Raw genomic sequence first — 11,987 nt, 5'->3', positions numbered from 1 at the left:
AGACAGCGCATGAAGAAGTAGGCACGATCGTTGATATCCAATCATTGGGAGTCTGCCCCTATCTCACGTGCGGTTACCCGGACAGGCTCCTAGCAGCGACCGGGCCACCATCAGGCTACCGGCGGCGTCCCCGCTGGGTTCCACGCGCACCGCCGCGGGCAGTTCGGCCGGCGGATCGGTGCGCCCGACCTGGAAGCCCTGCTCCGCCATGCGGCCGATGATGGCCTCCGCCCGGGGGTCACCCGCTGCTGCGGCCACCTCCACCCGGACCTCCGCGGCCAGCTCCGGGTCAATGCCGTGGACCAGCCGGTCGACGAGCTGCCGGGTGGCCACCGGGTCGTGCAGGTAGTAGTTCAAGTACTGGTCAAGGCCCACCTCGTAGAGGCTTGCACTGGTCCCGGGCAGGGTGGTGATCTCGACGGAACCCGGGTCGAGGCCGGCGACCAGCGCGATCAGCGCGGGGAGGCGGGAGGGCTCGATGGTCGACTCCACGTACCCCGCCAGTTCCTGCAGCAGTGCGGGCAGCCGCACCAGGCTGCCGGGGCTGGTCACCTTGGCGATGACCGTGCGCATGAACGCCTGCTGGGCGCGGATGCGGCCCAGGTCCTCGTCGGGATACCCTGTACCATCATTGTTGTGTCGCCAGCGGACGTATTCAAGCGCCTTCTGACCGTTAAGTACTTGCGGTCCAGGCTCGAAATGGATATGCAGGTCTTGATATGGGTCGTCATATTCCATCTTAAAAGGAATGTCGACCTCGACCCCGCCAATGGCATCGATCGCCCGGACGAAGGCCGCCATGTCGACGACCACCGTGTGGTGGATGCGGACGCCCAGCAGCCCCTCCACCGTCTTCAACGTGCGGAGGTTGGACGGAAAGACCTCGTCCGGGTCGATGTTGCCGTACTCGTCGACGATGCCGTAGACGTAGGCGTGGTTCACCTTCTCGATGGTCCCCTTGCCCGCCAGGTAGGCCCTGGTGTCGCGCGGGATCTGGATGGCCGCCACCCGCTTCTGCTCCAGGTCGAAGGAGACCAGCAGCAGCACGTCCGTGCGCAGCGCGTCTTGATCGAGCGCCATGACGAGGACGTTGATGCGCTCCCCCGGCTGCACGGGGGCCGCGCGCACCTCCGGGGCCACATCGGGGTCGACGGGGGCGTAGCTCCGGTTCACCGCCACGCCCAGCGACGTGGCCACGTAGGCCAGGCCGGCGACGAGCAGAAGCGCCGCGCCCAGGGCCACCCTCTTTCCCCAGCTCACCGCCGATGCTCCCCCCTTGCGGAAGCTATCGCTGCAACTCTTGCAACAGCCAGTTGCGGGCCTCCACCGATGCGGGGTGGATCAGCCACCCCTGCCGCACCAGGTAGACCAGGGAGTTGTTCAGGGCGCCGAGCAGCGCCCGGTCCAGGTCCCGTTCGGCCTCGGCCCGGATCTCCTCCACCCCGGCGAACCGCCGGCCCGGCTCGACGTAGTCGGCGAGGTAGATCACCTTCTCCAGCAGGCTCATGCCGGCCCGCCCGGTGGTGTGGCTGGCGATGGCCTGCAGCACCTCCCGGTCGGTCACCAGCCCCTCCTCGGCCAGGAGTGCGGCCGCCACGGGTCCGTGCAGCAAGTGCGGCTGGGCCCGCTCCACCGGGTCCGGGGTCAGCCCCAGGCGAACCGCCTCCGCCAGCAGCGCCGCGGGGGGCAGCGGCTTCGCGTAGTCGTGCATCAGGGCGGCTACCGCCACCTGCCCGTCGTCGGCGCCGTGAATCCGGCCCAGGCGGCGGGCAGTCTCCAGCACCCGATAGGTGTGCGCCAGCCGCTCGCCCGTCACCCGCGCCTGCAGCGCCGCCTCCAGCGCGTGCCACTCCGCCACGGCACTCACCTCCTGTAGAGCCCGTGCGCCTCGATGTACGCGGCCACCTCGTCGGGCACCAGGTAGCGGAGGGGGTAGCCCCGGGCCGCCAGCTGCCGCAGGTGGGTGGACGAGACCGCCACGCCAGGGATCTCCAGCAGCCGGACGCGTGCGCTGAGCCGCGGGCCCAGCTCCGCCAGCAGCCGCCGACCGCGTGTCGTGTCGTAGCCCGGCCGGGTCACCACCAGCCAGTCCACCGCCTGGAGCAGGGTCTCGTACTCCCGCCAGGTGCGGATCTCCAGGAGGCTGTCCATCCCGATGATGAATGAAGCCTGCCAGTCCGGCCGCTCCGCCTGCAGGGCCCGGACGGTCTCGATGGTGTACGACGGCCCCTCCCGCCGGAGTTCCAGGTCGGAGAAGGCGAAGTCCGGGTTGCCGGCGATCGCCAGCCTGACCATGGCGGTGCGGTGGACCGCCGGGGTCACCGCCTGCCCCTCCTTGTGGGGCGGCTGCCGGTTGGGCATGAAGACCACCCGCTCCACGCCCGTCAGGTGCAGTACCCCCTGCGCCGCGGCCAGGTGGCCCAGGTGGATCGGGTCGAAGGTGCCGCCGAGGATGGCGACGCGTGCCACCCGCACCACCCCCTGTCAGTCGGGCAGTTCGATCTTGGGCTCCTCGGGATTCCGGCGGAAGAGCAGGAAGTTCCGCCCCACCACCTGTACCAGGGCGGCGTCGGTGCGCCCTGCGACCTCCGCCGCGATCGCCTCTGGCTCGTCGGGGGCGGTCTGCAGCACCCGCCCCTTGATCAGCTCACGCGCCCTGAGGGCGCCGTCGGCCTGGGCGATCACGCCCTCGGTGACGCCCTCCTTGCCGATGGTCAGGATCGGGTTCATCGTCACGCCCATCGCCCGCAGGAATCGCTTCTGCTTGCCGCGCAGCTCCACGCTCTCTCCATCCTCTCTGCCGGGGCCGCGCCCCGGCCCGTCACGCGGGATCGTCCGTCAACTCGAACTCGATGCCGTATACCCTTACGGTGTCGCCGTCCTCCGCCCCCGCCTCCCGGAGGGCGCGCTCGACGCCCTTCAGCTTCAGGATCTTGAGGAAGCGGCTCACCGCCTCGTCGTTCTCCCACATCGTCATGGCCACCAGCCGCTCGATCTCCTTGCCCTCCACGTGCCAGACGCCGCCGTAGCGGTAGACCCGCCAGTCGTCCTCCTTCGGCCGGTAGACCTTCTCCTCCGCGGGGGCCGCCGGCTCGGGCGGCTGCCAGGCGGCGATCAGGTCCGCCGCGGCCGCGAGCAGCGGGCGGAACCCCTCGCGGGTGGCGCCGGAGATCGGGAACACCCGGTAGCCCCGCGCCTCCAGCTCCGCCTGCACGCGGGGCAGGTTCTCCCGGGCCTCGGGCAGGTCCATCTTGTTGAAGGCCACGAGGGTCGGCCGGTCGGCCAGCTCCGGGTTGTAGGCGCGCAGCTCGTGCTGGATCACGTCGAAGTCCTGCAGCGGGTCGCGGCCCTCGGTGCCGGCGCCGTCCAGTACGTGGATCAGCACCTTCGTGCGCTCCACGTGGCGCAGGAACTCGTGGCCCAGGCCCACCCCCTGGTGCGCTCCCTCGATCAGGCCGGGGATGTCGGCGATGACGAAGGAGCGGCCGTCGCCCACCTCGACCACGCCGAGGACGGGGTTCAGGGTAGTGAAGGGGTAGTTGGCGATCTTGGGCCGGGCGGCGCTCACGGCAGAAAGGAAGGTGGACTTGCCCGCGTTGGGGAAGCCGACCAGCCCGACGTCTGCCACCACCTTCAGCTCCAGGAGCAGCCAGCGCTCTTCTCCCGGCTCGCCCTTTTCGTAGAACGTGGGGCACTTGTTGGTGGGCGTGGCGAAGCGCATGTTGCCGCGCCCGCCCCGGCCGCCCCGGGCCACGACGACGCGCTGCCCGGGCTCCACCAGGTCGAAGAGCACCTCGCCGGTGTCGTCGTCCTTGACCACGGTGCCCGGCGGCACCTTGACCACCAGGTCCTCGCCCTTGCGGCCGTGCATGCCCTTCGTGCCGCCGTGCTCGCCCCGCTCGGCCTTGAAGTGCTTCTGGTACTTGAAGTCGACGAGGGTGTTCAGCCCCGGGTCCACGACGAAGACGACGTTGCCGCCGCGCCCGCCGTCACCGCCCCACGGCCCGCCCTCGGGGATGTACTTCTCCCGGCGGACCGAGTTGGAGCCCCGCCCCCCGTCGCCGCCCTTCACGTAGATGCGGGCGACATCCACAAACATGGTATCACGCCCCAGACCGGTTTCTCGTGGCTAGTATTCGCCCGCGGCGGAAGAGGCCCCAGCACCGCCGGGGTGCTGGGGCCTCGGGTTTCCGCCTTACGCCTCGAGGGCGAGCTCGATGGGCAGGACCGAAACCTGCTTCCGGTCGGCGCCCTTGCGGCTGAACTTCACGATGCCGTCGGCCAGGGCGAACAGGGTGTCGTCCTTGCCGCGGCCGACGTTCGCGCCGGGGTGAATCTTGGTGCCCCGCTGCCGAACGATGATCTCACCCACGGTGACGATCTGGCCGTCGCTCCGCTTCACACCCAGGTATTTGGGGTTCGAATCACGACCGTTCTTGGTCGAACCAACGCCCTTCTTGCTGGCGAAAAGCTGCAGGAACATGCGGTTAGCCTCCCTCCGTCACGCGGACATAATCCTTGTAATCCTTCGCAATATCCTTGAGGCCGAGGACCACGGTTTCGAGAATCGCCACGGCCTTGAGCCGGGACTCCGGAGTGCCGCCGGGCAGCAGCCTGCACCAGGCCTTCCCTGACGAGGCCCGGCCCTCGTGGGGGTGACCGGCAACCCGCTTGAGCCCGATGAGCGCCGTCACCACCAGCGCAGTGACCGCGGCGCAGACGATGTCCTCGCCCGGGTCCGCGTAGCCGGCGTGCCCCTCGGTGCGCAGCGAGACGACCGAGCCGTCCTCCGCCCGGCCCACCCGGACCGTGATCACGGCACTACCCCTCGATGGCCTCGATGGTCACCGCAGTGAAGGGCTGCCGGTGGCCGGACTTCCGGCGGTAGTTGGACTTGGCCTTGTACTTGAAGACGATGATCTTCGGCGCCTTGCCCTGGGCGGCGACCTTGGCGGTCACCTTGGCCCCGTCCACGTACGGCGTGCCGACGGTCACCTGGCCGTCCTTGCCAATCGCCAGGACCTTGTCGAAGACGACGCTCTCGCCCTCGGCGGCCCCGAGCTTCTCCACCCGCAGGGTGTCGCCCACCTGGACCCGATACTGCTTGCCACCGGTCTCCACGATCGCGTAAGTCAAACGGAACACCTCCGAGATGTAGACTCGCCGGAGCCAGGTACGCCTGTCGGCGGTTTGGTGAACCCGCCCCGAGCGGTTGCCACCACAACCCCCTGAGCATGGCCAGAGGCGCGCGGAGGCGACATGTAATGTTAGCATGGTTTGGCCACGTGTGTCAATGCAGGGGCACCTCTCGAACTTCTGACCCTGACACCGCCCCGCGAAGTGGGACCGGACGTCGCCATTCGCAAGATAGATCTGTACATTCTATAGAAATCTTCTTATCATTGATCCGGGTGGCGGCCTCGCGGTGGGACAGGAGGGTGGTGGGATGAGGCTCAGCAGTTACACCATCTTCGTCCCCCTGGAGCGCACCGGCGGGACGGTTCTGGTGCACGGCATCTCCGGCGCCGTGGACCGGGTCGGCGGCGACTGGGCACGGAACATGCGGGCCATGCGCTGGGACCTCTTCTCGGAACAGGACCTCGCATACATGATGCGCCGCGGCTACATCACGCGCAAGACGGTCGCGGAAGAGCGGGAGACGGCCCTCCGGATCGGCCGCCGGCTGCGGGACAGGGCCGCGCACAGCGCCAGCTTCATCCTCGTGCCCACGCTCGGGTGCAACCTCGGCTGCGCCTACTGCTTCCAGAACTTCCTGCGCGCCGGCGGGGCCGCGTCGCCGTCGCTGAGCACGGAGATGGCCGACGCCGCCTTCCGGGCGATGGCCGCGCTGCAGAAACGCAGGGGCGCACGGGTGAGCCGCATCCTGCTGTTCGGCGGCGAGCCGCTGCTGGCCGCCAACCGCCCGGTGCTCGAACACGTCTTCCGGAGGGGGATGGAGCTCGGCTACCGCTTCGACGCGGTGACCAACGGCACCGAGCTGCACCACTTCCGCGGCTGGCTGGGCCCCGGCAGGCTGGAGTCGGTCCAGATCACCCTGGACGGCCCGCCGGAGGTCCACGACCGGCAGCGGCGAACCCCGGACGGCCGGGGTACGTACTGGCGGATCAAGCGCAACGTCGACCTGGCGCTTGCGCAGGGGGTCCGGGTCTCGCTGCGCGTCAACGCGGGCTGGGAGAGCCTCGGTTCCGTCCCGGACCTGGTGGCCGAGTTCGACCGGTACGGCTGGCTGGGGCACGGGCTCTTCGCGGCCTACTGCGCCCCCATCCGCGGGGAGGGCGGCCAGGGCGAGTCCGCCAGGCTGCAGCGGGCGGTCATCCGGCTGGTCCGGGAGGTGAACGCCGTCTACCGTCCCCGCTTTGGGCGCGACGTGCTGGCCGTGGCCGGCGGCGCGCTGCGCAGGAAGGTCGCGCACCTCCTCGGCGAGCGGCTGCTGGCCGCGCTCACACCCGCCTACTGCGGCGCCCACCTGAACATGTTCGTCCTCGCGGCCGACGGCGGCGTGTACACCTGCTGGGAGGCGATCGGCGTGCCCGGCGGCAGGGTGGGACGCTTCTGGCCGGAGCTGGAGCTGGACGAGGACCGCCTCGGCCGCTGGCTGGAGCGGCACGGGCTCAGCATCCCCGCCTGCCAGACGTGCCGCTACGTGTTCTTCTGCAGCGGCGGCTGCGGGATCCGTGCGCTCCAGCGCGGCGACGGGTTCGACAGCGCCTTCTGCGACGGGTTCGCCGAACTGTTCCGCTGCCACGTGGAGCAGGCGGTCGCGCTGCGCGACGACCTGTCCGGCGTGCCCGTCCACCGGGAGCTCGGCTATTGAGGGGGAGTGCCATGGAGCGGCCGGCGCTGGCGCAGGGCGTCATCCTGCAGCAGCTCGATCAACAGGGCCTGCCGGCCTTCCTTCTGGCCGGCCCTGCCGGCCGGGAGTGGCAGGTGCACCCGCTGATCTACCACATCGCCGCCAACGCCGACGGCACGCGGACGCCGGCCGAACTGGCGCGCCTCGCCGCCGAGGCGACAGGCTCACCCGTCACGGCAGAGGCGGCCGGGAGGGTGATCCGGTGGCTGGCCGAACGCGGCCTCATCGCCGGGGAGGCGCCTGTGGAGAGCCCTGAACCGGCAGTCGGAAACGGGCTCGGCCAGGTTCGCCTCCGCCTCTTCAGCGGCCCCGGCCTGGCAGCGGCAGCCGCTGGGCTGGCGTTCCTCTTCCGGCCGCGGTGGGTGGCGCTGCTCCTTCTCCTCTCCGCCGCCGTGCGCCTGGCGCCCTACGCCGCCTTCCGCCGCACGAGGCTGCTCGCGCTGGCCGCCGATCCGTGGTCGGTCCTTGCCCCCGGGCAGCTGGCGGCATTGGCTGCCATCCTCCTCGCCGCGGGGCTCCTGCACGAGCTGGGCCACGCGGCGGCTGCGCGGGCGGCAGGCCTGGCCGTGCGCGAGGTCGGCGCCGGCCTGAACGTGGTCTTTCCGGTCTTCTACACGAAGGTCGACAACATCTGGACCGCCAGCCGCCGGCAGCGCTTCGTCATCGCGTCGGGCGGCATCTACTTCCAGTTCCTCACCGGCAGCCTCCTCTGGGGCCACTACCTGCTCAACCCGGGCACCCCGGCGGCGCTGCTCGCGCTGCTGAGCGACGTCGCGACCCTCTCCAACCTCCAGCCCTTCCTCCGCTTCGACGGCTACTGGATGCTCTCGCACCTCTTCGGCATCGTCAACCTGGCCCGCCGGGGCTGGGGGCAGCTGGCGGAGTGGGCCACCCTGGGCAGGGTGCGCGACGCCTTCCTCCCCGCGTACGGCCCCGTGCAGCGCCTGGTGATCGCCGCCTACGGACTGGGGAACGCGCTGTTCCTCGCCGCGTTCACCTGGGGCCTGATCCGCTGGTCGGAATTCCTCGCAGGCGCCCTGCCACGTGAACTGCTGCTGGCGGCGACCGGGGGCCTCACCCGGGAGCGCGCCTGGGTGGTGCTCCAGGGTGCGGCCTGGGCGGTGCTGGTCCTCAGCGCGGGTCGGCGGCTGTACCGGTGGCTGGGACCCCTGCTGCGAAGGGGGGCGGCGCGCCAGGGGGCATGAACAGCCGTATCCCGAGGAGGATGAGTTCCGGCGAAAAGGAGGGTTGCAGTTTGTCTCTAAGGCCTGTTACCAGGACCCATCTGCCGGTCGATGAATCGTGGGACCCGGAGCAGCTGGCCGAGGAGCTCGAAGGCCAGGTGTTCTACGACTGCGGCGTGAACTTCTGCTGCACCATCAACGACGGCGGGACGTCCATCCCTTGTGACTGGCGGGCGGGGGCGGTGCCGGTGGGCGGCCTGGCCGCGATCGCCGGCGCCATCGTCTACTTCCGCCGCAGGCGGGCGTCCAGGAAGTAGGCGGCACGGGCCGTCTGTTGACGCACAACAAAACAAGATCGTATAATATGGTTACATAGCTCGATGGTGGAGAGAAGGAGAGCCATCGGCAGTCCGGAGGAACCGCCCGCGCGGCGGTGCCCCTGGCCTGCCCGTGGTCTCTCCTTTTTCCGTTGTTGAGAGGGGGGTATGTCATGAACCGGACGGAGATGATCCAGCGCCTCGCCTCAGAACCCTTCGACCTCTTGGTGGTCGGCGGCGGCATCACGGGGGCCGGAGTCGCCCGCGAGGCCGCGCTGCGGGGGCTGAAGGTGGGGCTCGTCGAAGCCAACGACTTCGCCTACGCCACCAGCAGCCGGTCCACCAAGCTGATCCACGGCGGCCTCCGCTATCTGAAGAACTTCGAGTTCCGCCTGGTGCGGGAGTCGGTCGTGGAGCGGCAGAACCTGCTGTTCATGGCGCCCCACCTGGTCAAGGCCACGGAGTTCCTCTTCCCGGTCTACGAGGGCGACCCCGACCCGCTCTGGATGCTGCACGTCGGCCTCACCCTCTACGACTGGTTCGCCGGCAGGACCAACCCGATTCCGCACCGGATGCTGAAGCCCGGGCCGCTGCGGGAGCGGGAGCCCTGGCTGCGCGCCGACCGGCTCCAGGGAGGCGCCCTGTACGCAGACTGCCGCACGGACGACGGCCGCCTCACCCTCGAGGTCATCCAGTCCGCTGCCGCCCACGGCGCCGCGGTGGCCAACTACGTGAAGCTGACCGGCTTCCGCAAGGACGGCCGCGGCCAGATCGTCGGGGCCACGGTGGCGGACCAGCTCAGCGGCGAGGCCTTCGACGTCCGGGCGTCCCGCGTGGTGGCCGCCGCGGGTCCCTGGGCCGACGCGGTGCGCCGCCTGGACGACCCCGGCGCCCCGTCCATCCTGCGCCTCACGAAGGGCGTCCACCTGGTGGTGCCGCACCGCCGCCTGCCCATCAGGCACGCGGTCGTGATGCGGGGCCGCGACGGCCGCATGATGTTCGCGGTGCCCTCCGGCGACTGCACCTACATCGGCACCACCGATACCGACCACCACGGCGACCCCGCTGCCTATTCGATTGCGCGGGCAGACGTCGACTACGTGGTGGACGCCGCCCGCCGCCTCTTCCCCGAGGCCGGGCTGAGCGAGGAGGACATCATCGCGGGCTGGTCGGGCTTCCGGCCGCTCCTGAAGCCCGAGAACGAGGCGAACCCTTCGGCGACCTCCCGGGACTACAAGCTCTTCCGCACCGACTCGGGGCTGGTGACGGTCGGCGGCGGGAAGCTGACCGCCTTCCGGGCGATGGCCAGCCACATCGTCGACGACGTCTTCCCCGCGACCCGGAGCGAGGCGCACCTGGCGGCCAGCACAGCCCTCCTGCCCGGAGCGCAGGGCAAGCTGCCCGACGAGCAGCAGAAGCGCCGGCTGGCCGGGGAGATCGGCACCGCCGGCAGCCTGATCGACCGGCTGGCCGACCGCTACGGCACGGCCCTGGCGCAGGTAGCCGACGAGGCCCGGGCTGTCTCCGCGCCCGACCCGGAGCTGCGCTGGCGGCTGGCCCAGGCCCGGCATGCCGTCAAGGCCGAGATGGCCGTCCACCTCCTCGACGTGGTGCAGCGGCGCACCGACCTGATGCTCTTCACGCCGCACAACGGCCGGCCTTACCTGCCTGCCCTCGCCGACGAGATGGGCGCCCTGCTCGGCTGGAGCGAGGCGCAGAAGCAGGCGGAGATCGCTGCCACCGAGCGGGAGCTGGACGCCATGTTCGCCTGGAAGCGGGAGAACGGGGCAACCGCAGCGGTATAGCAGAAGGAGACCCGGATCTGGTGCGGCCAGATCCGGGTCTCATCCCTCTACAAGTCTGCCCTTGGCATAGGTGCGGTAGGCCTTCACGATCTCCACCCGCACGACCTTTCCCGCCAGCCGGCCGGCGTCGGCCACGTCGATGACGTAGCCGTCCACCCGGGCGATGCCGTCGCTGGGGTTGGTGGCGTGGGCCTCGTCGATGCGCAGGTCGATCACCTGGCCCGCGGTCACCGGCAGCGCCCGCGCCTCCACCTCCTCCCGGGTGCCCAGCGCCTTCAGGCTCCACGACTCCTGGTGGATCTCGCTGTTGCCGCGGATGTAGATCGTCCGGGCCAGCTCGTTCTCCAGCGCCCTGAGGTTCGCACCGCCGGGGCCGATGAGCAGGGCGGCCACCGAGGGGTGCACCTCCATCAGGATCGCCTCGCTGGAGGACTGCTTCATGATGCGCCGGATCTCCGCCCGGACCCGGTGCGCCATGGTCTCCTCGTTGAAGATCTTGCCCCTGCCGTCGCAGTAGTGGCACGGCCTGGTGAGCGCCTCGCTCAGGTTCTGCCGCGACTTCTTGCGGGTCATCTCCAGGAGGCCGAGCTGTGTGAGGCCCAGGATGTTGGCCCGCGTGCGGTCGCGCTTCAGTTCCTGCTCCAGGGCCTGGATCACCTGCTGCCGGTGGTCGGGCCGGTCCATGTCGATGAAGTCGATGATGATGATGCCGCCGATGTCCCTGAGGCGCAGCTGGCGCGCGATCTCCCGGGCGGCCTCCATGTTGGTCTTGAAGACGGTGTCCGCCAGGTTGGTGGAGCCGACGAACTTGCCGGTGTTCACGTCGATGGCGGTGAGCGCCTCGGTCTGGTCGATGACGATGTAGCCGCCGCTCTTCAGCCAGACCCGCTTGCGCATGGCCTTCTCGATCTCCATCTCGACGCCGTAGTAGTCGAAGAGGGTCTGGTCGGTGCGGGTATAAAGCTTGATGCGGTCCCGGAACTGGGGGGCATGCAGCTCCACCACCTCGATGGCGGTGTCGTACGCGGCCCGCTGGTCCACCATGAACAGGCTGACCGTGTCGTCGAGGCCGTCGCGCACGAGCCGGTGGATCAGGCCCAGGTCGTGGTGGACCAGGGCCGGCGCCCTCACCGTCGCCGCCCTGGCGGCGATCTGCTGCCAGTGGCGCTCCAGGAAGGCGGCGTCGTGGGCCAACTCCTCCTCCCCGGCCCCCTCGGCCACGGTGCGGACGATCAGGCCCATGCCCTTGGGCTTGACGGACTGGGCGATCTGCTTCAGCCGCTCCCGCTCCCGCTCATCGGTGATGCGCCGGCTGACGCCGACGTAGTCCACCTGGGGCATCAGCACCAGGAATCGGCCGGGCAGCGTGATGTTGCGGGTCACCCGGGCGCCCTTGGTGCCGATGGGCTCCTTGGCCACCTGCACGAGGACCTCCTGGCCGGTCTTCACCAGGTCCTTGATGGTGAGGCGCTGCCCGCCCCGGGCGGAGACCTCCTCGCCCTCTACCTGGGCACGGCCGGGCTGCGCATCGTCCACGTAGAGGAACGAGTTGCGCTCGAGGCCGATGTCGACGAAGGCCGCCTGCATGCCCGGCAGCACGTTCTCGACCTTTCCCTTGTAGATGTTGCCGACAATGCGCTGGTGAACCGGCCGCTCGATGTAGATCTCGACCAGTTCGCCGTCCTCGAGCACGGCCGCGCGGGTCTCATCGATGTCGACGGTGACGAGAATCTCCTTTTGCATCAAAAAAAGCCCCCATCTCCTTTGGGGTTGGTACTACCCGGGGAATAGTATCCCAAGTATGTTG

13 protein-coding genes and 1 other annotated feature are annotated in these 11,987 nt (G+C 69.8%); of the genes, 4 read left to right on the top strand and 9 right to left on the bottom strand.

All coding sequences use genetic code 11. The features are described from left to right. Positions 1-63: 63 nt before the first annotated feature. From J2Z79_RS16745 to rplU, 8 genes are all read right to left on the bottom strand, one after another. A complete protein-coding gene (locus J2Z79_RS16745; RefSeq protein WP_209468049.1) occupies positions 64-1,260 on the bottom strand; it encodes an LCP family protein in 1,197 nt (398 codons plus the stop codon). Between the two features lie 25 nt (positions 1,261-1,285). After that, positions 1,286-1,858 (bottom strand): bis(5'-nucleosyl)-tetraphosphatase (symmetrical) YqeK, encoded by a 573-nt coding sequence (gene yqeK / locus J2Z79_RS16740; RefSeq protein WP_209468048.1) that lies wholly within the window; start codon positions 1,856-1,858, stop codon positions 1,286-1,288. A gap of 5 nt (positions 1,859-1,863) precedes the next feature. Then, the gene (gene nadD, locus J2Z79_RS16735) at positions 1,864-2,469 is read right to left on the bottom strand and encodes a nicotinate-nucleotide adenylyltransferase (RefSeq protein WP_209468047.1); all 606 of its coding nucleotides are present in this window, start codon (positions 2,467-2,469) and stop codon (positions 1,864-1,866) included. A 15-nt stretch (positions 2,470-2,484) separates the two neighbouring features. Next, positions 2,485-2,781, bottom strand: coding sequence for a ribosome assembly RNA-binding protein YhbY (gene yhbY, locus J2Z79_RS16730; RefSeq protein ID WP_209468046.1), 297 nt, complete (start codon positions 2,779-2,781; stop codon positions 2,485-2,487). Between the two features lie 40 nt (positions 2,782-2,821). Continuing rightward, the gene (obgE, locus tag J2Z79_RS16725) at positions 2,822-4,099 is read right to left on the bottom strand and encodes a GTPase ObgE (protein ID WP_209468045.1); all 1,278 of its coding nucleotides are present in this window, start codon (positions 4,097-4,099) and stop codon (positions 2,822-2,824) included. A gap of 96 nt (positions 4,100-4,195) precedes the next feature. Continuing rightward, positions 4,196-4,483: a 50S ribosomal protein L27 gene (rpmA, locus tag J2Z79_RS16720; RefSeq protein WP_209468044.1), complete on the bottom strand. Its 288-nt coding sequence runs from the start codon at positions 4,481-4,483 to the stop codon at positions 4,196-4,198. Positions 4,484-4,487: 4 nt separating this feature from the next. Then, the gene (locus J2Z79_RS16715; RefSeq protein ID WP_209468043.1) at positions 4,488-4,817 is read right to left on the bottom strand and encodes a ribosomal-processing cysteine protease Prp; all 330 of its coding nucleotides are present in this window, start codon (positions 4,815-4,817) and stop codon (positions 4,488-4,490) included. A gap of 4 nt (positions 4,818-4,821) precedes the next feature. Then, complete coding sequence (rplU, locus tag J2Z79_RS16710) at positions 4,822-5,136, bottom strand: 50S ribosomal protein L21 (protein ID WP_245302913.1); 315 nt, start codon at positions 5,134-5,136, stop codon at positions 4,822-4,824. A 10-nt stretch (positions 5,137-5,146) separates the two neighbouring features. Continuing rightward, positions 5,147-5,224, bottom strand: a sequence feature (ribosomal protein L21 leader region). A 222-nt stretch (positions 5,225-5,446) separates the two neighbouring features. On the opposite strand from rplU, the gene J2Z79_RS16705 reads away from it, so the two are divergent. From J2Z79_RS16705 to J2Z79_RS16690, 4 genes are all read left to right on the top strand, one after another. Then, complete coding sequence (locus J2Z79_RS16705; RefSeq protein ID WP_209468041.1) at positions 5,447-6,835, top strand: radical SAM/SPASM domain-containing protein; 1,389 nt, start codon at positions 5,447-5,449, stop codon at positions 6,833-6,835. Positions 6,836-6,846: 11 nt separating this feature from the next. Further along, on the top strand, positions 6,847-8,079 hold the full coding sequence (locus J2Z79_RS16700) for a hypothetical protein (protein ID WP_209468040.1): 1,233 nt from the start codon (positions 6,847-6,849) through the stop codon (positions 8,077-8,079). A 50-nt stretch (positions 8,080-8,129) separates the two neighbouring features. Continuing rightward, positions 8,130-8,375, top strand: coding sequence for a hypothetical protein (locus J2Z79_RS16695; RefSeq protein WP_209468039.1), 246 nt, complete (start codon positions 8,130-8,132; stop codon positions 8,373-8,375). A gap of 173 nt (positions 8,376-8,548) precedes the next feature. Beyond that, on the top strand, positions 8,549-10,180 hold the full coding sequence (locus J2Z79_RS16690; RefSeq protein WP_209468038.1) for a glycerol-3-phosphate dehydrogenase/oxidase: 1,632 nt from the start codon (positions 8,549-8,551) through the stop codon (positions 10,178-10,180). A gap of 39 nt (positions 10,181-10,219) precedes the next feature. Here the strand turns inward: J2Z79_RS16690 and J2Z79_RS16685 are convergent, their stop codons facing one another. Then, the gene (locus J2Z79_RS16685; protein WP_209468037.1) at positions 10,220-11,923 is read right to left on the bottom strand and encodes an Rne/Rng family ribonuclease; all 1,704 of its coding nucleotides are present in this window, start codon (positions 11,921-11,923) and stop codon (positions 10,220-10,222) included. Positions 11,924-11,987: the final 64 nt, after the last annotated feature.

Source organism: Symbiobacterium terraclitae (assembly GCF_017874315.1).
Lineage (GTDB): Bacteria > Bacillota > Sulfobacillia > Symbiobacteriales > Symbiobacteriaceae > Symbiobacterium > Symbiobacterium terraclitae.
This window is presented reverse-complemented; position numbering and strand designations above follow the sequence as displayed.

What these genes read in the sequence shown, in the direction of transcription:
- obgE (WP_209468045.1), bottom strand. Translation starts at nt 4,099, where the DNA reads ATGTTTGTGGATGTCGCCCGCATCTACGTGAAGGGCGGCGACGGGGGG.
- rpmA (WP_209468044.1), bottom strand. Translation starts at nt 4,483, where the DNA reads ATGTTCCTGCAGCTTTTCGCCAGCAAGAAGGGCGTTGGTTCGACCAAG.
- J2Z79_RS16705 (WP_209468041.1), top strand. Translation starts at nt 5,447, where the DNA reads ATGAGGCTCAGCAGTTACACCATCTTCGTCCCCCTGGAGCGCACCGGC.
- J2Z79_RS16700 (WP_209468040.1), top strand. Translation starts at nt 6,847, where the DNA reads ATGGAGCGGCCGGCGCTGGCGCAGGGCGTCATCCTGCAGCAGCTCGAT.
- J2Z79_RS16690 (WP_209468038.1), top strand. Translation starts at nt 8,549, where the DNA reads ATGAACCGGACGGAGATGATCCAGCGCCTCGCCTCAGAACCCTTCGAC.
- J2Z79_RS16685 (WP_209468037.1), bottom strand. Translation starts at nt 11,923, where the DNA reads ATGCAAAAGGAGATTCTCGTCACCGTCGACATCGATGAGACCCGCGCG.